Source organism: Mediterranea massiliensis, from assembly GCF_900128475.1.
In the GTDB taxonomy this organism is placed as follows: domain Bacteria; phylum Bacteroidota; class Bacteroidia; order Bacteroidales; family Bacteroidaceae; genus Bacteroides; species Bacteroides massiliensis_E.
Window position 1 is genome coordinate 362,868 of sequence record NZ_LT635839.1, and the last position, 25,184, is coordinate 388,051.

The following is a 25,184-nucleotide window of genomic DNA, read 5'->3' on the forward strand; positions in this document are numbered from 1 at the left end:
CCGAAGATTCCATGCCTTTTTATCCCATAGACATCCATACCCACCGGCTGCCGTCCGTACCGGGCGAAGCCATTGTCTGCTGCCAGCCCGACGCTTTCTGTCCGCAGGAAGGGGACTGGTATGCCGTCGGCATTCATCCCTGGCGGCTGGAGGAGTACGACTGGGCGGATGCTGCGTTCAAGGCACATTTTGAGGCATTGGTGCGCCATCCGCGCGTGCTGGCGGTGGGCGAAGCCGGATTGGACAAGCTCGTGGCAGTGCCTTTGGATAGCCAGACAGACGCGCTTCGCTATCAGGCCCGTGTGGCCGAAGCCGCAGGAAAGCCGCTGGTGCTCCATCTGGTGAAGGCTGCCGCCGAACTGCTGGCCTTGAAGAGGGAGCTGCAGCCCCGTGTTCCCTGGATTGTCCACGGCTTCCGCGGCAAGGCGCAGCTGGCCCAGGACCTCGTGCGCCACGGCCTGTATCTGTCTTTCGGCGCCCATTATCAGGAGGAAGCCTTGCGCCGGATGCCGGCCGACCGCCTGTTCCTGGAGACGGACGAGAGCGACGTGCCCATTGCCGACCTGTACGAACGGGCGGCCCTCGTGCGCGGCGTGACGTGCGGCGAACTGGCGGAAACGGTTTCCCGCAACGTGCGGAGTGTCTTTTTTGGACATTAAGTTTTGTATCTTCGAAGAAAGGTCGTACTTTTGCGGCAGTTATAACTATAAATAAATCATTAAACTATATATCATTCGATGAATTTTGTAGAAGAATTAAGATGGCGTGGCATGCTCCACACGATGATGCCGGGAACGGAAGAGTTATTGTCCAAAGGAGAAATGGTAACGGCTTATTTGGGTATCGACCCTACAGCCGATTCTTTGCACATCGGACACTTGTGCGGTGTGATGATTCTGCGTCATTTCCAGCGTTGCGGCCACAAGCCTCTGGCGCTGATCGGTGGCGCTACGGGTATGATCGGTGACCCTTCGGGCAAGTCGCAGGAGCGCAATCTGCTCGACGAAGCGACTCTGCGCCACAATCAGGAGTGCATCAAGAAGCAGTTGAGCAAGTTCCTGGACTTTGACTCCGATGCTCCCAACCATGCCGAACTGGTGAACAACTACGACTGGATGAAGGACTTTACCTTCCTCGACTTCGCCCGTGAGGTGGGCAAGCACATCACCGTGAACTACATGATGGCCAAGGACAGCGTGCAGAAACGTCTGAACGGCGAGGCCCGCGACGGACTTTCGTTCACGGAGTTCACCTACCAGCTGCTGCAGGGCTACGACTTCCTCCACCTGTATGAGACCAAGAACTGCAAGCTCCAGATGGGTGGCAGCGACCAGTGGGGCAACATCACGACAGGTGCCGAGCTCATCCGCCGTACCAATGGCGGCGAGGTATATGCGCTGACCTGCCCGCTCATTACGAAGGCTGACGGCGGTAAGTTCGGTAAGACTGAGAGCGGAAACATCTGGCTGGATCCCAACTATACATCTCCCTATAAGTTCTACCAGTTCTGGCTGAACGTGAGCGATGCCGATGCCGAGAAATACATCAAGATCTTCACTTCCATCGGAAAGGAAGAAATCGAGGCGCTGATCGAAGAACACCGTCAGGCTCCGCACCTGCGCGCGCTCCAGAAGCGTCTGGCCAAGGAAGTGACCATCATGGTACATTCCGAGGACGACTACAATGCGGCTGTGGAGGCTTCTTCCATCCTCTTCGGCGGCGGTACGTCCGAAGCGTTGAAGAAACTGGACGAAAAGACGCTGTTGTCCGTCTTTGAAGGCGTGCCTCAGTTCGAAGTGTCGCGCGACGCACTGGCTGCCGGCGTGAAGGCCGTAGACCTGTTTACCGAAAATGCGGCTGTATTCGCTTCGAAAGGCGAGATGCGCAAGCTGGTACAAGGTGGCGGCGTTTCGCTGAACAAAGAGAAGCTGACGGCTTTCGACCAGGTAATCACTACTGCCGACCTGCTGGACGACAAATATCTGCTGGTTCAGCGCGGCAAGAAGAACTATTATCTGATCATCGCGAAATAAGCGGATACATCATTCTATAGATAAAGAAAGGAAGACCCCACGGGCCTTCCTTTTTTTGTACGGTTCATGCCGTCCTCACGCAGTGCTTCCTGAGGGTCTGACGAAGTGCTTCGTTACCCCCTCATGCAGTGCTTCGTTGCACCCTCACGCAGCACTGTGTCACGACCTCAGGAAGCACTGTGTCAGGGGGTGATACTTTTCAGGCACGGATTGCGCGGAAAAACACGGACAAGCGTATGAAGTCTGTCCGTGAAAATCCGTGCAATCCGTGCCTGAAAGCTTTTGTTTTACTTGCCGATCTCCTTCAGCAGTTCGTCCACAGCCGTCTTGAGCTGCGTGTCTTCACCCTTGACAATGCTCTCGGGGCTGTTGAGTATCAGGATGTCGGGTTCCAGCTGGGTGTTCTCCAGGTAGGAACCGTCGGGCAGGCGGTAGCCTACGACGGGGATGCCGAATACCAGCGAGCGGTCTTGCAGCGTTTCCCACGACACGCTGGTCATGGTGCCGGGTACGGGCGCGCCGACCAGCTTGCCCAGCTTCTGATGGCTGTACACCCAGGGCGTGCCGTGGGCGTTGGAGTAGTTGGCTTCGCACTGCAGCATGATGCTGGGCTTGTTCCAGCGGCGGCTGGGCATGTCGCAGGCTTCGCGTCCGCGTACCACCTGTGTGAAGTACTTCTTGCCGCTGAACAGCACCTCGATGTCTTCGTGCAGGCGTCCGCCGCCGTTGAAGCGGGTGTCGATGACGATGCCGTCGCACTTGTTATACTTGCCCAGGATGTCCGAGTAGATGTTGCGGAAGCTGCCGTCGTCCATCGACTGGATGTGTACGTAGCCCAGGCGTCCGCCCGACCAGCGTTCCACGTCGGCTGCACGCTGCTTCACCCAGCGGCGGTAGAGCAGGCTGTTGAGGGCGCCGCTGCTGATGGGTTTCACCACTTCGTCCCAGCGCTGGCCCGTAGCGGGGCTGTAGAAGGAGACGAGCGTCTTGCGGCCCGCCTTGCCGTTGAGCAGCTGGCTGATGTCGGTCTTGGCGTCCAGTGTCTGCCCGTCGATCTTCTCGATGCGGTCGCCGGCCTTCACCTTGGAGCGGGCCGTGTCGAAGGGACCTTTCTCCACCACTTCGTCTATCAGCAGACCCTGGCCGCGGTCGGTCCAGCTGTAGAGCAGACCCAGGCTGGCGGTGGCATCGGTAGTCAGCGACGGGTAATAGCGTCCGCCCGTGTGCGACACGTTCAGTTCGCCCAGCCATTCGCTCAGCAGTTCGGCGAAGTCGTAGTTGTTGTTGATGTGGGGCAGGAACTTGCGATAGGCAGCCGACATCTTGTCCCAATCCACGCCGTGCATGTTCAGGTTGTAGAAACGCTTCTTCTCCTGTTTATAGACGTGGTCAAACATATAGGCACGTTCCTCGGCCAGATCCATCTTCACCTCTGCCTTATAGGTGATAGGCTCCAGCTTGTCGCTCTTGGTGTTCATCTTCTGCATGCTGCGCCCGCTCAGGATGAAAAGGTTATCGCCCTTCTTGTCCAACGTGAGCGAAGCCCATCCGGCGTCCATCTTCTTCAGCAGCTTGGTGTCGTGCTTGCGCAAGTCCATCTTCCAGAGGTCGTAACCGCCTTCGAAGGCCGACATGTAGTAGAGGCTTTCGCCGTCGGCCGAGAGGAGGGCGTCACCCAGGCGCGAGGAGTTGGGCGTGAGGCGCACGATGCGGTCCTCGATGCCGTCCAGCTCTACTTCGATGGCTTTCACGTCGTCTTTCTTTTCACTGTCCTTCTTGTCCTTGTCACCGTCTTTCTCCTTGTCTTCCTTCTTCTTGTCCTTTTCGGCCTCGTCCTTCTCTTTCTTCTGGAGTTCATAGTCCTCCTTGCTCAGGCGGAACTTGTCGTAGGCGTCCTGATTGAGGAACACCAGCATGGCGTCTTCCAGCGAGCCCCACGAAGCATGGCTACGCATACCATAACGGTCGGTGCTGAAGAGGATGGCGTTGCCTTCCATCACCCAGCGGGGCGAAGAACTGAAATAACCGCTACCCGTCAGGTTGAAGATCTCGCCCTTGCCGTCGGCACTCACCAGGCCGATGTCGGTATAGGGGTCGTGGCCGTTGCCGATGAATTCGAGGGCGAACCACTTGCCATCGGGCGACCAGCGGTAGTTGAAGCCGCCTGCGGTGCTGTACCAGGTGGAGCCGTCGGTAATCTGGCGTACCTTCTTCGTCTCGAGATTAAGGACCATCAGGCGGTTGCGGTCTTCGATAAAGGCCAGCTCCTTACCGTCGGGCGAGAAGGCGGGCATGGTGCGCTCCACGGTGGTGGAGGGCAACAGCACTTCCTCGTCTATCAGCGTGGCGTTGGCAAAGTTGGGATCTTCCTTGCGGGCTATCTTGGCCAAGTAGAGCTGCCAGTTGCCTCCGCGTTCGCTGGCGTAGGCCAGGGCACGGCCGTCGGGGGCAAAGCAGACGTCGGCTTCGGCCGCTGCGGTATGGGTAATCTGCTTGGTGGTGGCGTAGTCGGCCGAGGTGACAAATACCTCGCCGCGGATGATGAAGGCCACCTGTTCGCCGTCGGCCGAGGGAGTGGCCGAAGTGGCTCCGCTTGCGAAGTTGAAGCGGGCCACGGCGTCGGTATCATCGTCCGTCAGGCTGATTTTCACCTTCTGCGGCTTGCCGCCCACGGTCTGCGTATAGATTTCGCCGTCGTAGGTATAGCAGAGGGTGCCCTTGCCCTGCGAGAGGAAGCGTACGGGGTGGGTCTTGAAGGTGGTGACGGGCAGCACGGCCTGCGGGTTGTTCAGCCCCATGCGCCACACGTTGAACGAGCTGCCGTCGCGTTCGCTCAGGAAGTAGACCTCCGTGCCGTTGTCCGAGAGGACGGGGTTGCGGTCTTCGCCCGCGCGGTTGGTCAGGTTGGTGTGGCGGCCCGTAGCGGCGTCATAGCGCCAGATGTCGCGCGTGACGGACGACGTGTGGTGCTTGCGCCATTCGTCCTCGAAGCCCTTGCGGTCCTGGTAGAGGAAGGAACCCTTGCCGTCGTTCAGGAAGCAGACAGCTTCGGCGGGCGTGGCCAGCACCTGCTCCGTCCGTCCGCCGTCGGCGGGCACGGCATAGAGTTCCGTCATGGCCGAAGTGGGGAAGAGGGCGCTCGCGGCGGGGTCCTGCAGGGCGGCGTTGAAATAAACTTTCTTGCCGTCGGGCGAGAAGGCCGTGGGTACTTCGGAGGCCGAGTTGTAGGTGAGGCGTCGTGCGCTTCCGCCGTCGGCCGGCATCACATAGACGTCCATATTGCCTTCGCGGTCGCTGGCAAAGGCTATCTGACGGCCGTCGGGCGACCACACGGGCGACGATTCGTAGGAGGCCTGCGACGTAAGTCTTACGGCTTCGCCTCCCTGTGCATTCACTTTGTAGAGGTCGCCCTTGTAGCAGAAGGCGATCTGCGAGCCGTCGGGCGAGATGCGTACGTCGCGCATCCAGAGCGGAGTGCCCGCCCAGGCCGAAGCCGCGGCCGTGAGGCCTAGCAGCAGGGAACATGTCAATTTTTTCATTTTCTAAAAAGGTATTGATGTATTATTCTGACGAGCAAAGATAGTGTAAACCGAGAGAAGCGCAAAGCGAAAACAAAGTTTTCGGCTTTTTGCTTCCAAGGTGTAGCCTGGCTTATCTAAAGATAAACAAAATCGGCTATCTGCCTCAAAAAAGCAGTTGAATATTTGGAAAGTATCACCGAAACCTCTATCTTTGCACCGCTTTTTAACAGAAAGCACCTGAAGTTTGGACTATGGTGTAATGGTAGCACAACAGGTTTTGGTTCTGTTTGTCCAGGTTCGAATCCTGGTAGTCCAACGAGCAAAGGCTCCGATGTTCCCCGCGAATGTCGGAGCTTTTGTTTTTCAGCATGTCATGCTTTCGGGCGGAAACGGGCACAAAGTGACAGGAAAACACGCTTTGGGCTGACACCCTCTTTTCTCCATCCGTCCCAACGGGAAGGGAAAACGGCCCTCCTGCGCCGTCTTTCGGCAGGAAAACGTCTGTTTCAGCGGGGCAACGTGTATGTTTTCCCTCGGCAGCGTGCAGGTTTTCCCTCGACAAATCGGATGTTTTCCCTCGATAAAAGCATTGTTTTCCGAGGGAAAAGGCATTGTTTTCCCCGCTTTCGGGCTTCGGAGCCGTCGTTTTTGGACTTCCAAAGCCTGAAAGGGCGGCTTTTCGCTCCGTTTTTCTTCCAGAATTTTTGTAAGGATTTCGCTATTGCGTTGAAGCATAGCGGATAAGGCCGTCCGCGCTTCGTTCTTTTGCATCGGCCTGTCCTTCGGGGCGAAACAGGCGATTCTCAGGCGGTCGGCGCGTCAAAGTGTCAAAATGAAACCTATCGCTTGGTCATGGCAATCATGAACGTGATGGCGACTATCGATATCACAATGCCGACGACGATGTTGGTCGTGAGCGCTTCGCCGAAGACCACCGTCCCCACCAGGATGGCCGTGACGGGCTCGAAGACGCCGAGCACCGATGCCTTGGTCGCCCCGATGTTTCGGGTGGCCACAGCCAGCGTGGCGGTGGACACGATGGTGGGCAGCACCGCCAGCCCCACCAGGTTCAGCCAGGCCAGGTGCCCCGTCAGTCCGGTCATTATCCCCGCGCCGGACAGCGCAATCTTCCCCCAAAAGACAAGCGTGCCGACCGAGAGCGCATAAAACGTGAGGAGGCTGTTCGAAATATTCCCGATGACCTTGCTGCGGTTGATGATGACAATGAACAGCGCATAGACCAAAGCCGAAGCGAAAGAAAGCAGAAGCCCCACCGGATGAACCGCCTGCGACGAATCGCCCTGCGTCATGATGACCACTCCCGCGAACGTCAAGACAATGGAAAGCCATACCGGCCATGAAGGAACTACCCGCAAGAAGACCATGATAATGGCCACAAGCACAGGATAGAGGAACACGATGGTCGTAGCCAGCCCCGAAGCGATGTACCTGTATGCCTCGAACAAGGTAAGGCTGCTGGTCGTATAAAGCAAACCCAGCACGAGCAACACGCACGCCTGCTTCCACGTGACCCGGAAACTGTGCCTGCGCAACAGCAGGAACGCCCCCAGCAACAGCACGGCAATAGCATAACGGAAGAACAGGATAGACTCAATCGAAGCCCCGTCCTTCATCAACGGAACAGCAAACAAGGGGTTCAATCCATACGTGATGCCGGTGATGACACCGGTCGGATAACCGATAATGGCGTTTTTACTGAGGGTCTTTATCATTTCTGTATATTGGCTAAAAATTTCAGGCCGCAAAATTACAGAAAAAAACGAATAAAGGAGGAAGTGCCCTCATTCATTTTGGCACGTCCTCCTTTGTCTTTCATCGGACCTACACTGTCAGCGCGGCTGATACGTGCAAGTCATGCTGTCCGTCAAGATCTGGCGTTTGCCCGCGGATGCCTCTATCCGTATTTCGTTGAGGCCTGGTTGCAGAGTGACGCCTTCCCAGCGTACAGTGGCATATGCGTCGGCCGCAACTTTCCCATAGCTTTTCCCATTGACAAACAATTCCGCCTGAGAACAAGTGGTGAAGGCCATGAACGTTTGCTGCGGACGCGTGCGAAGGACGCAACGCTTCTCGGCCAGATGGAGCATGGGCTCATCGGGACGCCAGTTGGCTTTGTAGAAGTAGAAAGCGTCTTTGCGCGTGCGGCGGTCGAAAGTGACCAGACCTTTGTCATTGATGCCGGGGCGGTCGCCTTCATGACGATGGGCGGCTCCGAAGTCAAACATGTTCCATACGAAACTACTCCACAAGTAAGGCCGGGAAGAAATGGTTTTCCAGTTTTCTATGTGATAATAAGTCTGCCAGTTCTCCGGATGCCAGGTACCAGTAGGTTGAGGTTTGGCCAAAGTATCTTGCTGATGGTAGACACTGGCACCAGCACCGTATTCACTGATAGCAATACAAAGCTGCGGATGGTCGCCGTGGGTCTCGTCAAGCCAGCGGCCCAAGTCGGCAGGGGTGCCTCCGTACCAACCGTCATAACGGTTCCACGCTATGGCGTCGGTAACAAAGTTGAGGCTGCCTTGGGACTGATTGCTGGCGGAGACGGTAAGACGGGTAGGGTCTTCGCGATGAGCCAGGTCGTTAAGTTCACGAACATATTCTACAGGATTGTCTCCAGTCTCTTTCAGTTCATTGAAAAGCCCCCATACGCAAATGGACGGATGGTTGCCATGCTGGCGAATGAGTTCTTTCAGTTGTTCTTTACCGTTAGCACGGAAGTCGGGCAGGTCTACAAAGCCTTTGTCGGCATACCCGCCGGGGCCCACGAATGGAATTTCCGCCCACACAATAATGCCGTAACGGTCCATGAGATCGTAAAAATACGTAGCCTGCGGATAATGAGCCAGGCGTACGGCGTTGACACCCATCTCAAACATGAGGGCGGCGTCTTCATCATGATGGCAAGTGCGCAGGGCGTTGCCTATCTCCGGACGGTCCTGATGGCGACATACACCGTAAAGGGGCATGTGTCGTCCATTGAGGAAGAAGCCTCGGTCAGGGTCGATGTGAAAGAAACGCAACCCCAAGGGCTGAATGACGCAGTCTGTAATGCTACCTCCCCGTGTGAGGGTTACTTCAGTCTGATAGAGGAAGGGATCGCGCCGGCCATCCCACAGGTGTGGATTGGCAAGATCGAAGCGCAAAGTATCGCAAACGGTACTGTTTGCGGGCAGGGTCAGTTCTTTCCGAAGCTCACGGACCGTTTTACCGCCATCGTTCAGGCAAAATTTCAGTTCCACCTTCTGCGGTTGAGACGTGCCATTGGAAAGATCTACCAAAGCGCGGACAGCGGCATACTCATGCGATACGCTGTCTTGCATCAAGCGTACGCCGGGCGAACCGTAGTTGAGGGGAGAAATACAGACTTCATCGGTGACGATGAGATGAACGTCACGGTAGAGACCGCCATACATATTGAAGTCCCCCACGAGGGGCATCACGTCAAGGCGTTCGGCATTATTGACACGCACGAGTACGGAGTTGTCTTTCCCATAAATTACCCGGTCGGTAATCTCGAACACAAAAGCACCATAACCACCTATATGCTGACCCACGTGACGATGGTTGATAAAAACATCGGCCACGTTGCCCGCCCCCTCAAAGCGAAGGAAAAGGCGTTTACCTTCCCATTCGGGACGAATGAAAACACGGCGTTCGTAGTTACCGATGCCGCGTTTGTAATCTAATTTGCCGGAAAGGGCGTCCTGGGCGTTCCAGGTATGCGGCAAATCAACACGGATGGTCTTGCCTTCTACCTGATGCGAAAAACGGAAATCCCACTGATTGTCCAGCAAGATGTCCTGACGCTGAGCTGAGGCTGTGGCGGATAGCAGGAGCCAGGCAGCCAAGAGAAAATGAAAAATGCGCATGAGAGCAGGGATTAAATATTACTAATGAATATCCGCATGAAGCCAAGTCTTCTTCTGGACTTTCCATCGTCTATCCTGCGACTTAGCCATGTCAAGGTACGGAGTCGGCAAAGTATTGCATAGGAGGACTGTAGAAATCAGTGCCACCTTTTCTATAAATAGGTGCCACCTTTTTTAGGAATAGGTGCCACCTATTCTAGAACTCGTCAGTACTTAGTCATCATCTTTTCGCCGGAATGACATTGGCTTCTTGCGGACATTTATTTATTACTATATATCAAGGAATATTTTCAGTTTTGACTTGCCGGATGAAACGAGACAGACGCCTGACATCATCGGCATATTGCGGCAAATCCGCCCGGTTGCGGTCTTCCTGCGGATCAATATGGTGGTCGAAGAGCATGTGGGCCGCCCGCAAACTGTCTTTCATCCATACCGCATAGCTGAAACGGTTGTCCACAGCGTTATCACCCCCTTCCCACTGGATGTAGACGCAAGACTTGGTAGGCGCTTGCAGGTCTTGAAATACTTGGGCAAAGCTCTTGCCGTCCAGTTGTCCGTCGGGCATAGGTAGGCCGCACAGTTCACACAAAGTGGGGTAAAGGTCGACAAATTCCACCATGGAGCGACAGTCGCCTTTCTGCATACCCGGTACACGGACAATGAGGGGCACATGCGTGGAGCGGTCCATCAGGTTATGTTTCCCAATAAAGTTGTGTTCACCCAGGTTCCACCCATGGTCGCCCAGCAGTACGACAATGGTATTGTTTGCCAATCCCAATGAGTCGAGGGCATCGAGAACCTTGCCTATTTGGGCATCCACATAGCTCAAGCAAGCGTAGTAACCTCGCTTTACCTGCTGCTGGAAAGTCGTGTCCGTCGGGTCTCCCACACAAGCATAAGCATTGATTTCACCAGAGTTCTTCACTTGGTGTGGCAGCCCTTCAGGACGGAAGCGATCCGGAGCAGGCGATATAGATCCAGGTGGATAAAGGTCCCAATATTTTTTGGGAGCATTAAACGGCAAATGGGGTTTCCAAAAACCGCAGGCCAAGAAGAAAGGTTTTCCGCAGTCTTTCAACCGAGTCAGGTCGCGGATAGCGCGCAGAGCCAGCTTGCCATCATCGTAAGCGGTATCCGGCACTTCAGCCTGTTCGCAGAAAGGTCCCCGCATAGTACGCGGATTGATGTGACGACCCGATTCGGAGTTCATCCACAACTCCCAACGGTTATATTCCGCCCAGTAGACGTCATATCCATCCGGATGAGTGCGGAAAGGTGGCTCACTCCACGAATCAGCATGGTCTTCGATGTGATGGAACACTTTGCCATCGGACACAGTATGGTAGCCATGGCGGGTAAACCATCCGGAGATCGGTATGGCTTCGGGGCAGTCCTTACTGGCACGGGCAGAGAAGTGAATGAAACGATCCGGATAACGGGGATAGATACCAGTGAGCAAGCTGGCGCGCGAGGCGCCACTCACGGGGATGTTGCAATAGGCGTTGCGGAAGACGACTCCCTCGGTTGCCAAACGGTCTATATGGGGAGTTTTGACTTCTTCCACTCCGTAACAGCCCAGTTCGGGGCGCATGTCATCCGCCATCAGGAAGAGAACATTCATACGTTGTTCCTGGGCGTCCGCCCCTGCCGAAGCAAAAAGCATCGGCAGGGCGGAGCAAAGCAGAGTATATGGTCTCAATACGCTCATGGCCATTCAGAAATTGATGTAATAAAATTAAGAAAAAACATCAATTCTCGTTCTCCCAGCCAGGATTTTGGCCCAGTTGTGGGTTGAGCGCCTGCTGATTCAGCGGGATGGGACGCAAGTAATATTTGTCCAGCCATCCTAACGGTTCGTTGAAGAACCAAGCGTAACCGTCGGCATTGACTTTCACAGCATTGTTGTAGTAAGACGGATCAGCCACGTAGACACCGAGAGGTTGCTTGTTGAGGTACTCACCTTTCTTCCAGCGCCGCAGGTCATCGAAGCGGAAACCTTCGCCCATCAACTCAACACGACGTTCGCGGCGGATTTCCCACAAGACAGGATCCACGTCTGGATCTCTTGCCGGGTCGAAATCGGCGCCAATGACGTCCACGTTCATCGGCTGCACACCGGCACGCTGACGCAGCTTATTAATGGTCAAGTCAGCTATGCTGTTGTCAAACTCACCCAGTTCCCACTTGGCTTCAGCATAGTTCAGCAGGATTTCGCCTAGGCGGAACAAGGGTGCGTCTGTGGTATTTACACCAGTGGCGTTGGTGCAATCCGTGTGGATGTTGTAGTACTTCCACATCCAGAAGCCCATTTCAGAAGCATTCCATGCCGTACTCCAGTTATAGGAAGTGAAGTGAGGCTGCTCTTTCACATAGAATCCCTTGAAGTTGAGTGTGGGCAGGCGATGGTAAGTTTCGCCAGAGATTTGGGCCATAAGGTTAATGAACTGCTCATCTTGAGCATTTCCGGTCAACTCATAACCGGTAGACGTAGCCGCCGCGCCCGTAAGGTTTACCCGATAAGGCGGGCATACGGTAAAGTAAAGACGATAATCTCTGTCCGTGAACTGGGCATAGACATCCTTGTCACCTCCATATTGACTATTAACATTGCCAATGGGTAAACCATTGCTGCACAAATAGCTATCCACAGCATCTTTGGTCATCTCTATCTTCGATTCACCAGTACGCACCATACGGGTAAGGCCATGGCACAATTGAGCGGTCTCGTATTTCTTGTAAAGAATAATACCTTCCACTCCTGATAGATCTTCCGAATTGAACAACTCATCGTAAGGCGTATGCAGGGTAGTATAATTGGCCATCACCTTTTCTGAAGCCTCTACGCTAGCGCGAAGGTAAGTTTCCGCATCTTGTAGTCCGTGATATTTCCGCCAAGTGCCTTCAAAGAGGCCGTAACGGGAAATCAATGCGTTCACCACATCGGCGTTGATGGTATTTTCCCCATCGCCTTCGGCTTTGATATGTTGTGCGGCATACTGGAGATTTTCCAGAATGTTCTTTGCCACTAGGTCGCGCGAATCACGGGGAGCGTACAGCTCGGGACTCTCATCTGTCAGCACATGTTCTATCCAAGGGATATCACCAAAATCGGACATTATCATGAAATATTTGTAGGCACGGAAGAAGTAGCCCACGCTGCGCCAGTGCTCTTTCTCCGTCTCCGTCAAAGACGAGCCATCAATATTGTCCAACATCAGGTTAGCCCTCCGGATATATTTGTAATCCCAGTGTTCCGTATCCGTCGCTTCTACTCGTGCGGTCTGGTAGGCATACTGACTTTCGAAGCCGCTGACGGCGCGTATCATATTATCAGCATTATATTCATCCTCGAAATAGTTCATATTTTGATCATTACCATATCCATAGAAGATATTATACAGCCCCCAAGCGTAGGTTTTGAAATTGTCGTAAGTACTGAAGGCGGTGGCTTCCGTCTGTCTGTCTTTGGGATCTACGTCCAGGAAGCCGTCGTTGAGGCAGGATGCCATGCACAGGCAGATACCTATGCTCATAATATATTTTTTCATATTCTGTCTGTCGTTTTTTAGGGTTTATAAAGTCAGGTTGATACCAAACGAGAACTGGCGCAGGTACGGATAGTTGAAACCGCGATACTCCGCCGAACGTTCGGGGTCGAGCCCCTTCGGCAGGTGATCGAAGGTGAAGAGGTTTTCACCGCTGAAGAACACTTGCAAGCCTTGCACGCCCCAAGGGTTGAGCCATTGTTTAGGGAACGTGTATGACAGGCTGATATTCCGTATCGTCAGGTAAGCTCCGTTTTGCAGGAAGTGCGTCTGCGTCATGCGGTTGGCAGCCGAGTTGCCTGCTGCCTGCGTATAGAGACGCGGGAAATACGTATCCGTACGTTCAGGGGTCCAGTAGTCGAGCTGCGTATTAAAGATAGTGCTGTAAGGGTCATATTGCGGATAGAACAATTCGTTCATAATCCAAAGGTCGCGCTTGCCCACGCCTTGCAGGATGAAAGAAAGAGATATCCCTTTCCAACTTGCGCCGCCGCGGATGCCGTACTGATAGCGGCGGGTGTTATTGCCGATGATGCGCATGTCACCGGAGTTCAGCGCCGTATTGTCGCCGTTGTTGATGATGCCGTCATCGTTGTGGTCCACATAGAGCACATCGCCCGGATTAGGGTTGTATCCTTCCACTTTGGGAATGCCCGGTTTCAGGGTGCCGCCCGTGAGATCAGCCTGCAACGTGCCTTCTTCAAAATCGTCCACCGTATAAAAACGGTCAGTGTCATATCCCCAGATTTCGCCCAACTCCATGCCTTCACGGTAATATCTATCTCCCAGCAGCTGAGACTCATTATTATATTTAGTAATGTGCGTGCGCGAGTCATAGAGGTTGAAGCCCACGTAGTAGCTCCAGTCACCTATGCGGTCGTTCCAGTCTACCGAGATTTCCCATCCTTTGGAACGAAGATCGGCCGTATTTTGAGTCGGAGCATCGGCTCCCAATACGCCAGGAAGTTCCATGCCCGGCGCCAACATACCTTTCGTATCGCGACGATACCAGTCAAATGTGGCATTCAGGCGGTTGTCGAAGAGTCCCAGATCAAAGCCGAAGTCCAGCGTGCTCACTTTCTCCCAGGTGAAAGAGTTGCTCACCAATGCGGGCGGCTGCAGCGTAGTCGGTTTGGTCGTGTCCACCACCCAGTTGGGATTGGCGGCGCTCATGGCAGGCACAAACTGGTAGGGATCCACGCTTTGGTTACCAATGTTTCCCCACGATCCTCTCAACTTCAGGTTGGAAAGGAAAGAGTCACTCCAATCCATGAACGCTTCCTCACTGACGCGCCATCCGGCCGATACGGAAGGGAAGAAGCCAAAGCGGCTATCTGACGGGAACTTCGACGAGCCATCATAGCGCCCGTTGGTCTCTATCAGGTATTTGCCTGCAAAGTCATAATTAATACGGTAGAACAGGCCACGTACCTTGTATTCTGAGAAGCTTTCAGAGTTCTTGTATTCACCCGTGCCTTGCGAGAGTGACGGCAGGTCTTCGTTAATCATATCTAAGCGTTGTGCCCATACGTAATGGTAAGAGCTGCTTTCCTGATTGAAGCCTCCCATGACGGTCAGATCATGCTTGCCGAAGGTCTTGGCATACGTGCCGTAAAAGTTAAGTGCGGTATAGTCAGTCGTTTCGCGGCCAACCTCATAGCTTGAGTTAGGTGTGGATGTCTCCTGACTGAAGTTACTGTTGCCGTTGGCATAGTCAAACTTGTTGATATTGGTCGTACTTTCCTTATCCTTCCGGTTGAACGTATATTCGCCGATGATTTTCAGGTCTTTGAAGGGTGTAATGGTCACCTTCCCAAAAATACGGACATTATCCCGGTCGTTCAGTTTAGGTGCTCCTAACATGATCTGGTTGCGCGGACTGTTGACAGGCAACAGGGCACCGTCGCTTGTTTCTACCTCGCCCAGCGGGAAGTAGGACGGGAAAGCCACCGCCGCACCCCAGATGCCATAGGCTGCCGACGAGTTGGGCATGGAAGAAGACATATTGGTGTACTTGATGTCCAGCTCCGGCGTAATCCACGAATAGACATCCGAACGGATGTAAGACGAGATATTGTAACGTTTGAAACGGTCCTTATTCGTCACCATTACACCGTCCTGGCTCACCATACCGGCCGACATGCGGTAGGACAAGCCTTTCGTTCCGCCGCTCACGGCTAGGTTATGCGTCTGCTGGAAGCCCGTCTCCAGCATGTCATCGAAGAGATCAGTCTCAGCCAGCTGGTAGCGCATGCCGTCCACCTCGGCATATCCTTCCGGATAGCTGCCCGGGTTCTGACGGTATTCTTCCAAGAAACCCAGCCACGTATCGATGTCCTCACCCGTGCGGTATGTGCCATTCCAACCCATGTCTTTGTAAGCCTGCACGGTCTCCATGGGGCTTGCTTTCTTGGGCATGTTCATCGGTGTACTGAACGAGAAGTTGTTCGAATAGTTGATGGTCAACCGCTTGTCCTCGCTGCCCTTCTTGGTCGTCACCAAGATGACACCGAAGGCTGCCCGCGCACCGTAGATGGCCGAAGCTGCCGCATCCTTCAGCACCGTTACCGACTCGATGTCATTCGGATCCAGCATATTGATGTCCATCTCCACGTTATCCACCAACACCAGCGGGCTACCACCATTGATACTGTTCGTACCACGAATATTAAAAGAGAGTTCCGAACCTGGTTGTCCAGAGGTACCTGTCACCTGCAAACCCGGCATGGCGCCCATCAAAGCGTTGCTCACCGACACGACAGGACGGTTGCCCAGCACCTCATCCATCTTCACACTGCTAACTGCGCCTGTCAGGTTAGCTTTCTTCTGTACACCGTAGCCTACGACCACCACTTCATCTATCATGCGCGAGTCCTCGTGCAACGTCACACTGATAGGCTGTCCATCGCCCACGGCCATTTCCGTCGAAGCGTAGCCGATGTAAGAAACAGTGATACGGTCACCTGGCTTCACCTCCAGGCTGAAGTTGCCATCCACGTCCGTAATGGTACCTCCCGTGCCGTCCACCACCCGTATGTTGGCACCTATGACGGCTTCACCGTGTACGTCTACGACCTTACCTTTCAGCACGAACGAACCCCGCGCCTGTTGTGTGGGTGCCGAGTGGAACACTACGATACGGTTGCCGTTCACTTCATAGCGTATGTCGGTGTCTGCCAGCATCTGGCGCAACATCTCTTCTACGGTGCCCTCATTGACGTCTACCGTAACTTTTCTTGTAAGGTCGATATCCTTGTTCCGTATCAGGAACGAATAATCACCTTTTTCCTTGATTGCCTCAATAGCTTCCTTCATGGTCACGTTTTCCACCCTGACGGTGAACTTCCGGCCCTGGTCCTGGGCCTCCAGCGGTAATCCCGCCCATGAGCTTCCTGCCCAAACCAGCAGGAACGCCACGACGATTTTTCTTAGTTTCATGGAATGTTGATTAATGGTTAATATGAATGTTTGGCTTTGTCCATGATGGTTATTGTACCATCCTTCCTGTGCCAAGTATAGCGTCCGTCCACATTGATTTCCCGCAGGATGTCGTCCAGTCCCTGATCGCGGTCGAAGCATCCCGAGAAGCATTCTCTCTTCAGGCGTTCACTTCCAATGTGTATTTTCAGCTGGAACTTTCTTTCCAGTTTTCGGGCGATGTCTTCAAATGGGGTATTGTCAAAGGTCAACCCGCCATCCGTCCAGTCACCGACTCTTCGCGCGTCCGTCCTGGCTTTCACCACTTTCCCCGTCCGGCGGTCATAACTTGCCATCTCGTCTGGCTTCAGTTCCAGCCTCGTGCCTCGAGGGGTCTTCATGGCGATGCATCCTTCCACCAGAGCCACTGTCACCATCTCGTCGCCACTGTAAGCGCAGAGGTCAAAGACTGTTCCCAATACCTGTACCTGCACGTCTTCCGTATGGACCGTGAAAGGTCTTTCCTTGTCTTTCTCCACCTCGAAGAGTCCTTCTCCGTCCAGCCAGATATTACGATTGTCAATGCCGAAGCTTCTGGCATATCTCAACGTAGAACCTGCATTGAGTGTCACGACAGATCCGTCCGGCAGTGTTACCTTGGTCCGCGAGCTTGCCGGCACCTTGATTTCGTAAGGTGTCTCCGCAGCCATGTAGGCACGTGTCAGTTCCTCGGAGTGATGATACCACAAGGTGTTGCTCACCAGCAGCAGTGCCACGGCTGCGGCCGTCGCGAGCCATGCCACCATCCGCCTCCGCCGGCCGGAAATCCGCATGGCTTTCGGTTTCTCTGAAGCAACTTGCCGCTTGATTTTACTCAGGTTCTCTTCTTCCTTACCGACGAAAACCGGCAGGGAAGCTAGGGCCCACACGGCCGACATGCGCCGCATCAGCCGCGCCGCTTCCTCATCCCGCTCCAGCAAAGTCTGTAGCTCTTGCCGTTCCTTTTCAGAACATTGTCCCGCAAGGAAATCCGCAATTCGTGATTCTATATTCATGCTGTTTTTGTCTTCCATATACAGTTATATACGCAGACTACAGAAAAACGTTTAAAAGAAAAGCATTTTTTTTGCGTAACCCAGGCATTTTTATCTCGGAAAGCCTCATCCGCCGCATTCTGCCCAGGTGTGTGAGGCAGGGGCGTCATTGCCAACACTCATGAAGCATCATCAGCACCGTAATCATACACGGCGTGCCCAAGGCTTCGCGCAGCTTGTTCAATGCAATGCGCATTTGCCCCCTTACGGTAGACACGCTGAGCTGCTGTTCGTCGGCTATTTCGGCATAACTTTTGCCCTCATAGAGGCAGACCTGGAACACGGCACGGCATCGAGGTGGCAGTTTCTCCACTTCCGCCCGGATGAGGGCATCCATCTCACTGTCTTCCAAGGCATGTAGCGGATTGTCCGTAGCGATGATGCGCTTTTCCAGATAGGCATAGATTTCCTCCACGTGGTCCGTCAGCAATCTCTCGTTAAAATGGGAGGAACGCAAGTAGCTGACAGCCGCGTTCTGGGCCGCCCGCTTCAAGTAAGGCAACACCGGGCAGGCCACGCGCTCCTTGTTGCGCCATACACCGACAAAGACATCGTTCACCAGCTCGGCGGCCACGTTCCTGTCATGCACGTAATAGGTCACGACGGCGCACAAGTAGAGGTAGTAGGCATGGTAAATAGCGTCAAATGCCTTCATGTCGCCCCTGTTCAGTCGAACCACTATCTCTTCAGAAATCTCTTGTTGCCTCATTCTGTTCAATGACTTTTATGCAAACTTACGGAAAAACTTCGGAATATCCGCCGAATTGCAGCAGATTAACGCAACAGGATTTGATAATTAGGGAGTTAGAGGAAAAATGCAGAAGTTGGGCAGACAGTTGAAAACCGTCTTAAAGCAGATTAAAGCAAAAGAACGGTTTCCTAATCATTACCCGATGAAAGTGCAGATTTAACAGTTCCTGTTTCATTTTGCGGCGTTCTGCGCAGTTTTGCTTATCAATAGGTAACTCGTTGATTTATAGTTTTGCAACCAAAAAGAAACGAGTATGGCAAGAAGCACATTCAAGGTGCTGTTCTACGTGAACGGCAGTAAGGAAAAGAACGGAATTGTCCCCATCATGGGACGAGTTACAATCAATGGTACGGTAGCACAGTTCAGCTGCAAGCGGACTATCCCGAAAGAGCTTTGGGATGCCAAAGGGAACAAGGCAAAGGGCAAGAGTATGGAAGCGAGGGAAACCAATCTTGCGCTTGACAACATCAAGGCTCAAATCATCAAGCATTACCAGCGTATATCCGACCGTGAAGCCTATGTAACGGCAGAAATGGTACGCAATGCCTATCAGGGATTGGGCGGTGAGTATGAAACGTTGCTCGGTGCTTTCGACAAGGAAAATGAAGTGTTCAAGAAGCGTGTCGGAAAAGACAGGGGCAGGGCAACCTATATGGCAAGGGTACGGGCAAGAAACCATGTGGCGGCATTCATCAGGTCACATTACAAGCGGAACGACATCTCCATGCCTGAACTTACGCCCGACTTCATCAAGGAGTTCGCCGTGTTCCTTTCCAACGAAGCCGGACTGCACAACGGTTCGATATGGGAAAACTGCATGTGGCTGAAAGGTGTGGTGATGCGGGCGCATTTCAACGGACATATACCGAGGAATCCGTTTGCCCAGTTCCATATAAGCCCGAACACGAAAGAGCGTGAATATCTGACGGAGAATGAGTTAAAAACATTGATGGAATTTCAGTTCAAAGACCCCAAGAACTCCTATCTCCGTGATATTTTTGTTTTCGCCAGTTTTACCGCCCTGTCATTCGTGGATATAAAGGAATTAAACAATGACCAGATTGTGGAAGTGAACGGTGAGAAATGGATTATTTCCAAACGACACAAGACGGGTGTACCGTTTCAGGTAAAGCTGCTGGATATTCCCTTGCAGATAATTGAGCGTTACAAGGCTTTTCAGGAAAACAATCTTGTATTTCCCAATCTCAACTATTGGTCAATATGCAAGCGTATGGGAAAGATGATAAAGGAATGCGGCATCACCAAGAAAATCAGCTTTCATTGCTCAAGGCACGGGTTTGCGACCCTGGCTCTCAGCAAAGGGATGCCAATTGAGAGCGTCAGCCGTATTTTGGGGCATACGAACATTGAGACCACGCAAATCTATGCGAAGATAACCGTACAGAAATTGGATAATGACCTCACGATGCTGGGCGACAAACTGAGCAAATCATTCGGAAACGTGAAAATGGCAGGGATATGAAACGTGAAATAATCACAACGGATAGCTATGGTAGAATTACCATACCATCCGATACAGGTAATATATGGATGAATGAAATGGAGCTAGTAGAGCTGTTCGGGGTAATCGCCCCGACGCTCCGTGCCGCCATTCGTGACGTGTACAAGTGTGGAATTTTTAATCCTCTTGAAGCTGAAAAACGTATCAAGCTACCCAACGGCTATTACGCGGACATGTATGCCTTGCCGATGGTGGTGGCACTCGCTTTCCGCATTGACACGTCAGGTGCCGCAACGGTTCGCAATGCACTGCTGGAAAGATTGTGCCGCCGAAAAGAAAAACAAGTCCTGCTGGTGTCAATGAATAACAGGATGTCGAATGAATGTTAGAATGAACTTTTTATGTTCAGCCACTACAATACCCATGCGGACATCAAGCGGCGGAAGAACGAGAGCCGGACGTATTTCTTTGACAGGGCGGTGGAACGGCTGAACCGCAGGATGATGCGGGACGAGAAGGCGGAACGGAAGAGGCGGTGAAGCAAGAAAATAAGCGATAAGTCCGCCTTGATTTATTACGAAAAAAATAAAAAAAGTTTCTACTATATTTGTATTATCAAATATAAATTGTACTTTTGCAATACAATATCGCCCTTAGGTGGAAAATACTAAGGCTCGCCACCCCTAAAAAGGTGGCTTATTTTTTATATATACAATTGGAATATGGAGCAAAAACAACGCGTTATAGTCTATATTGACGGATTCAATTTCTATTTCGGACTGAAGAGCAACGCTAAATGGAAGAAATATTACTGGCTTGATATAGTCAAGTTGTTCGAGATGTTCATGCGTCCGAATCAGGAGCTTGTTGCCGTCAAGTATTTTTCGGCAAAGCCTGATGATATAGACCAAAGTCTTCGCCAGAATGCCTTTTTTCAAGCCAATAGAGAAAATCCAAAATTCAAGTTGATATTGGGTAAGTATCTGAAAAAATCTATAACCTGTTTCAAATGCGGAAATGTTATTCATACCCATGAGGAAAAGGAAACTGATGTACGAATAGCTACACAGATTGTAGCAGATGCCTATCAGAAGAATTGTGATATATCCATTGTAGTATCAGCTGATAGTGACATGATACCTGCTATCGAACTTGCAACAGAAGCTTGTCAAAAGGTTTTTGTATATTTCCCTCCTTACCAGTACTCCAGTAATCTTGCTACTATGGGTATGGGTAAGCCTATCCATATGAAACAATATGAAACTCGTTTCAGGCAATGTCTTTTACCTGATGTGGTACATCTTGGAAAGGCAAACTTTGATTTACAGATACCTAAGAAATGGAAGGCTTTTCAGTCAATCTGAATCAGAAATACGCGTTATAAAAAAGGAAAATCCGTAATACAGTCTGGAATATCTAGTCGTATTACGGATTTTTCTTTTCGTCTATGATATTTCTATTTGTTCTGCAAGAGGTATTGCAGTTCGGGGTCGGACTGTATGCGCTGCAACTCGTCAGCGACAATCTGCCGGACCTCGGCACGGATACGGTTGTAGTTATCCTAGTTCATCTCCTTCATGCGGTCGTTGCCGCCGGCATCTGTAAAGTCCGTGATGACGGGTATAGACCGGTAAGCCTGTTCCTCACGCTTCACTTTCTCGGCATCGACTACAATTGGATGATTAACGGTTTAATCTGACGTAGTGACGACATGAAGTCATTGAATCAGTAAATCAGTGCGTCAGTCAATCTGTAATTATCTGCAACAACCAGTCCCCGAAGACGTGCATATTCCACGACTTCGGGCTTTTTTATTTCCTTTTACCTGAAAGAGCCATCCGTTTATACTGCATTTTCTTTTTGCATGACCTATTTTGCGCCGTTCCGCATAGATTTGCGTATCAAGATTTTACCGACACTTCCGTAGCTTTGCAACCATGTTTAATCCATTGCCGACAGAATGTAGGCAGCACTAAAACCTGTATCAAAAATATGAAGAAAAAAGAAATCATTTGCGTAGGTACAACTCTCTACAGGATTGTAAATCGGGATTGTCATTATTCACCTATAAGGGGAATAGGACGTTACTACACGGTAAACAAAACACAGCTGGAAAAATTCTGATATTTTGATGAGATGATGAAAGTATATATAAACACATAAAGAGAAACAGCAACTTACGTCTCCATCAACCTTTCAACAAGAGAATCGGGGTGATGAAAAAAGAAAGGACATACCGCACTCTACATCACTTTTCTTTGGGCGAGCGGTTTGATGAAACGATGACGAATGTATATCATTCTGGCGTCAGTGCATTATGCCATTAAATCATCAATTCATCGGATTTTCATCCGCCAACAAGTCTGTCGAACAAACGGACGGAAGGAAATGCCACTATCCGCAGGCAGGTCGGACATCCGACCTGCCTGCGGTCCGACCAGCCGACAAGGGAAGGCGTATCATATCAATGAAAAGAAAAGGTCTGCCTATACCGCTGGTACTCTCACAGGCTTTTGGAAACAGAAAAGCCATAGCTCATTAGGGCATTTTCTTTACGCAGTGCAGGCACAGCTAAAAATGCCCCAATGAGCCAACGGGGTTACACCCCTCTGGACACCCCCGTTTGCCATGCGGCATGACCGCAGCAGACGGAAACCAACAAACCAAATTGTCAAACCTGAAAACGAAAAACAAGCATGGGATATATAAGCATTCAAATCAACAAAGCGAAAGGCTCGGCTGACACGGGCGCATCCGACCACATAGAACGTAAGACCATACCCAAGAACGCAGACCCTACACGTACACATCTCAACCGTGAACTGGTGGAGTTTCCTGATGGAGTGTCCGACCGTACCGAAGCGATAAGTCACCGTATCCGTACGGCTGGTATCAAACGTAAGATAACGTGAATTCGATATAAGTAAATAAATATCTCATTGAAAATTAGAAACATAGCGATAAAAGTATTAAATTTATAGTACTCAATTATAACATTTAAACGATTACCGCTATGTTCTCAGAGTCTAAAATTACGGAAAATAACTTGTTTTTATGCGGTTGCACTAAAAAACAAACTTCTATTACTGATAATTTTGTCCTATAGCGACAATATTTATGACATGCAACGCCTTTGCGGCAAGCGAATGGACGAAAAGAAACGCCCGCAAGCGGTATTGATGCGGAACTGGTGTACAGCAAGCATATCTACCGACACGAGACAGAGTCCTGATTATCAACAAAAAGAGTTTCTACCCCACTCTCACAAAATGAGAAACCTTTTCTCATAACGAGAGAACTGCTTTCTCTTAACGAGAGAAGTGTTCTCTCTTAACGAGGGAAGTGTTCTTTCTTAACGAGGGAAAGGTTCTCTCTCAACGAGAGAAAGGTTTTACCTTAAAAGGGGAAGGCAGGTAGGAAACATACCAGGTTGTCCTGATTTCAGGACATACGATGACAACTTCCTCCACCTACTCGAATTCCAGTACCATATTTTACAGGCTTCCACATTAAAAAACGAGTTTTTTTTCGTATGTTTGCCCATGCATCATCTATTAATGAAAAGAACAAAACGATAGACATGAAATTTATCTCCTGGAATGTGAACGGGCTACGCGCCTGTAAAGACAAGGGCTTCATCGAAGCTTTCCGACGGCTCGACGCCGACTTTTTCTGCCTGCAAGAGACCAAGATGCAGGAAGGCCAGCTGGACCTGCAGTTTGACGGCTACACCTCCTACTGGAACTACGCCGAGAAAAAAGGTTATTCAGGCACGGCCATCTATACACGCCACCAGCCGCTGAGCGTCACCCGTGGCATCGACATCGAACACCATGACAAGGAAGGACGCGTCATTACGATGGAGATGCCCGACTTCTACCTCGTCACTGTCTATACGCCCAACTCGCAGGACGAGCTGCGCCGCCTGGACTACCGCATGACGTGGGACGACGACTTCCGCGCCTATCTCCTGGCGCTCGACGCGAAAAAAACCGTCATCGTGTGCGGCGACCTGAACGTGGCCCATCAGGAAATCGACCTGAAGAACCCCAAGACCAACCGCCGCAACGCAGGCTTCACCGACGAAGAGCGCGCCAAGTTCACCACCCTACTCGAGAGCGGCTTTACCGATACCTTCCGCTACTTCTACCCCGACCAGCGCGACATCTATTCGTGGTGGTCCTACCGCTTCCGTGCGCGTGAGAAGAATGCCGGCTGGCGCATCGACTATTTCCTCGTATCCAACCGCCTGCGCGAAAAGCTCACCGACGCTAAGATACATACCGATATCTACGGCTCAGACCATTGCCCGGTGGAAGTGGACATCAATCTTTAATTGATACATTCGATTCTGCATGGCAGGCAAACTCCTTTTTCTGCCCGTTTTGTACAATATTAATAGATAATTCGTACAAAAAAGTAAGCAGAGTCCGTTTTCTTTTGCTACATTTGCATCGTGTACGCAAACGGAGGGCATGTAGCCCTGTTCCGGATGCGGCGGAAGAGGAGAGCCATGAAGACAAACCAGCCGGGTGGAAGCCAGGCCATACCTGAGGAACAGGCGTCTGTCAGAACTTTCCGCTGACGACAGACTGAAAAAACTTAAGTTTAATCTAATATTTAAACGTTATGAATCCTTATTTGAATTTTTCTTTGGAAGGTAAGGTAGCCCTCGTAACAGGTGCTTCCTACGGTATTGGTTTTGCAATCGCTTCCGCCTTTGCAGAACAGGGTGCAAAAATCTGCTTCAACGACATCAATCAGGAGTTGGTAGACAGAGGTTTGGCTTCTTATAAAGAAAAAGGTATCCCCGTACACGGCTACGTATGCGACGTGACGGACGAACCTGCCGTACAGGCCATGGTTGCCCAGATTGAGAAAGAGGTAGGCCCCATCGACATTCTGGTGAACAATGCCGGTATCATCCGTCGTGTTCCGATGCACGAGATGGCAGCTTCTGAGTTCCGTAAGGTAATCGACATCGACCTGAACGCTCCGTTCATCGTATCCAAGGCCGTATTGCCCAGCATGATGCAGAGAAGACACGGTAAGATCATCAACATCTGCTCCATGATGTCCGAGCTGGGTCGTGAGACGGTATCGGCTTATGCTGCTGCCAAGGGTGGTCTGAAGATGCTGACCCGCAACATCTGCTCCGAATACGGCGAATACAACATCCAGTGCAACGGCATCGGCCCGGGCTACATCGCCACTCCGCAGACTGCTCCGTTGCGTGAAAAGCAACCCGACGGCAGCCGTCATCCGTTCGACCTGTTCATTTGCGCCAAGACTCCGGCCGGCCGTTGGCTCGACCCGCAGGAACTGACCGGTCCTGCCGTGTTCCTCGCTTCTGAGGCTTCCAATGCCGTAAACGGCCACATCCTCTACGTGGATGGCGGTATCCTGGCATACATTGGCAAACAACCTAAATAACCTGTTTTGGTTTAGGTATACCTTATACAATG

16 protein-coding genes, 1 tRNA gene and 3 pseudogenes are annotated in these 25,184 nt (G+C 51.8%); 10 read left to right on the forward strand and 10 right to left on the reverse strand.

What is annotated here, in order from left to right:
* Window positions 1–11: 11 nt before the first annotated feature.
* Window positions 12–659: a TatD family hydrolase gene (locus tag BQ7483_RS15015; protein ID WP_072546446.1), complete on the forward strand. Its 648-nt coding sequence runs from the start codon at window positions 12–14 to the stop codon at window positions 657–659.
* Between the two features lie 78 nt (window positions 660–737).
* The gene (gene tyrS / locus BQ7483_RS15020) at window positions 738–2,033 is read left to right on the forward strand and encodes a tyrosine--tRNA ligase (protein ID WP_072546447.1); all 1,296 of its coding nucleotides are present in this window, start codon (window positions 738–740) and stop codon (window positions 2,031–2,033) included.
* Window positions 2,034–2,320: 287 nt separating this feature from the next.
* Here the strand turns inward: tyrS and BQ7483_RS15025 are convergent, their stop codons facing one another.
* The gene (locus BQ7483_RS15025) at window positions 2,321–5,572 is read right to left on the reverse strand and encodes a S41 family peptidase (RefSeq protein WP_072546448.1); all 3,252 of its coding nucleotides are present in this window, start codon (window positions 5,570–5,572) and stop codon (window positions 2,321–2,323) included.
* A 227-nt stretch (window positions 5,573–5,799) separates the two neighbouring features.
* Between BQ7483_RS15025 and BQ7483_RS15030 the strand changes: the two genes are divergently transcribed.
* Window positions 5,800–5,870 (forward strand) — tRNA-Gln (locus BQ7483_RS15030).
* Between the two features lie 47 nt (window positions 5,871–5,917).
* On the opposite strand, the gene BQ7483_RS15035 is transcribed toward BQ7483_RS15030, so the two are convergent.
* The 8 genes from BQ7483_RS15035 to BQ7483_RS15070 form a co-directional block, all read right to left on the reverse strand.
* The gene (locus tag BQ7483_RS15035; RefSeq protein WP_072546449.1) at window positions 5,918–6,325 is read right to left on the reverse strand and encodes a hypothetical protein; all 408 of its coding nucleotides are present in this window, start codon (window positions 6,323–6,325) and stop codon (window positions 5,918–5,920) included.
* A gap of 68 nt (window positions 6,326–6,393) precedes the next feature.
* On the reverse strand, window positions 6,394–7,287 hold the full coding sequence (locus BQ7483_RS15040; RefSeq protein WP_235847378.1) for an EamA family transporter: 894 nt from the start codon (window positions 7,285–7,287) through the stop codon (window positions 6,394–6,396).
* Between the two features lie 117 nt (window positions 7,288–7,404).
* Window positions 7,405–9,447 carry a beta-glucuronidase LacZ4 gene (gene lacZ4, locus BQ7483_RS15045; RefSeq protein ID WP_022021795.1) on the reverse strand — a complete coding sequence of 681 codons (2,043 nt, stop codon included), beginning with the start codon at window positions 9,445–9,447 and terminating at the stop codon, window positions 7,405–7,407.
* 277 nt (window positions 9,448–9,724) lie between these two features.
* A complete protein-coding gene (locus BQ7483_RS15050) occupies window positions 9,725–11,113 on the reverse strand; it encodes a sulfatase (protein WP_072546450.1) in 1,389 nt (462 codons plus the stop codon).
* 85 nt (window positions 11,114–11,198) lie between these two features.
* Complete coding sequence (locus BQ7483_RS15055; protein WP_022021797.1) at window positions 11,199–12,998, reverse strand: RagB/SusD family nutrient uptake outer membrane protein; 1,800 nt, start codon at window positions 12,996–12,998, stop codon at window positions 11,199–11,201.
* A 24-nt stretch (window positions 12,999–13,022) separates the two neighbouring features.
* Entirely contained in the window at window positions 13,023–16,433 is a 3,411-nt protein-coding gene (locus BQ7483_RS15060) for a TonB-dependent receptor (RefSeq protein WP_072546451.1), read from the reverse strand.
* A gap of 17 nt (window positions 16,434–16,450) precedes the next feature.
* The gene (locus tag BQ7483_RS15065; protein WP_235847379.1) at window positions 16,451–17,467 is read right to left on the reverse strand and encodes a FecR family protein; all 1,017 of its coding nucleotides are present in this window, start codon (window positions 17,465–17,467) and stop codon (window positions 16,451–16,453) included.
* A 145-nt stretch (window positions 17,468–17,612) separates the two neighbouring features.
* On the reverse strand, window positions 17,613–18,215 hold the full coding sequence (locus tag BQ7483_RS15070; protein ID WP_022021800.1) for an RNA polymerase sigma-70 factor: 603 nt from the start codon (window positions 18,213–18,215) through the stop codon (window positions 17,613–17,615).
* Between the two features lie 295 nt (window positions 18,216–18,510).
* Between BQ7483_RS15070 and BQ7483_RS15075 the strand changes: the two genes are divergently transcribed.
* The 4 genes and pseudogenes from BQ7483_RS15075 to BQ7483_RS15085 all read left to right on the forward strand — a co-directional run bounded on the left by BQ7483_RS15075 (window position 18,511) and on the right by BQ7483_RS15085 (window position 21,083).
* The gene (locus BQ7483_RS15075) at window positions 18,511–19,740 is read left to right on the forward strand and encodes a site-specific integrase (protein ID WP_072546453.1); all 1,230 of its coding nucleotides are present in this window, start codon (window positions 18,511–18,513) and stop codon (window positions 19,738–19,740) included.
* Window positions 19,737–20,108: a hypothetical protein gene (locus BQ7483_RS15080; RefSeq protein WP_072546454.1), complete on the forward strand. Its 372-nt coding sequence runs from the start codon at window positions 19,737–19,739 to the stop codon at window positions 20,106–20,108. The genes BQ7483_RS15075 and BQ7483_RS15080 overlap by 4 nt, the downstream gene beginning before the upstream one ends.
* A 24-nt stretch (window positions 20,109–20,132) precedes the next feature.
* A pseudogene (locus BQ7483_RS17625) lies at window positions 20,133–20,258 on the forward strand (RteC domain-containing protein); the annotation flags it as partial.
* A 183-nt stretch (window positions 20,259–20,441) separates the two neighbouring features.
* Window positions 20,442–21,083 carry an NYN domain-containing protein gene (locus BQ7483_RS15085; RefSeq protein WP_018712107.1) on the forward strand — a complete coding sequence of 214 codons (642 nt, stop codon included), beginning with the start codon at window positions 20,442–20,444 and terminating at the stop codon, window positions 21,081–21,083.
* Between the two features lie 92 nt (window positions 21,084–21,175).
* Here BQ7483_RS15085 and BQ7483_RS17935 read toward each other — a convergent pair.
* Window positions 21,176–21,394: pseudogene (locus BQ7483_RS17935) on the reverse strand (conjugal transfer protein TraG); the annotation flags it as partial.
* A 1,021-nt stretch (window positions 21,395–22,415) separates the two neighbouring features.
* Between BQ7483_RS17935 and BQ7483_RS15095 the strand changes: the two are divergent.
* The 3 genes and pseudogenes from BQ7483_RS15095 to BQ7483_RS15105 form a co-directional block, all read left to right on the forward strand.
* Window positions 22,416–22,628 (forward strand): annotated as a pseudogene (locus BQ7483_RS15095) (MobV family relaxase); the annotation flags it as partial.
* A 671-nt stretch (window positions 22,629–23,299) separates the two neighbouring features.
* Window positions 23,300–24,055, forward strand: a complete 756-nt coding sequence (locus tag BQ7483_RS15100) for an exodeoxyribonuclease III (RefSeq protein ID WP_072546456.1) — start codon at window positions 23,300–23,302, stop codon at window positions 24,053–24,055.
* Window positions 24,056–24,348: 293 nt separating this feature from the next.
* The gene (locus BQ7483_RS15105; RefSeq protein WP_072546457.1) at window positions 24,349–25,152 is read left to right on the forward strand and encodes a gluconate 5-dehydrogenase; all 804 of its coding nucleotides are present in this window, start codon (window positions 24,349–24,351) and stop codon (window positions 25,150–25,152) included.
* Window positions 25,153–25,184 lie beyond the last annotated feature (32 nt).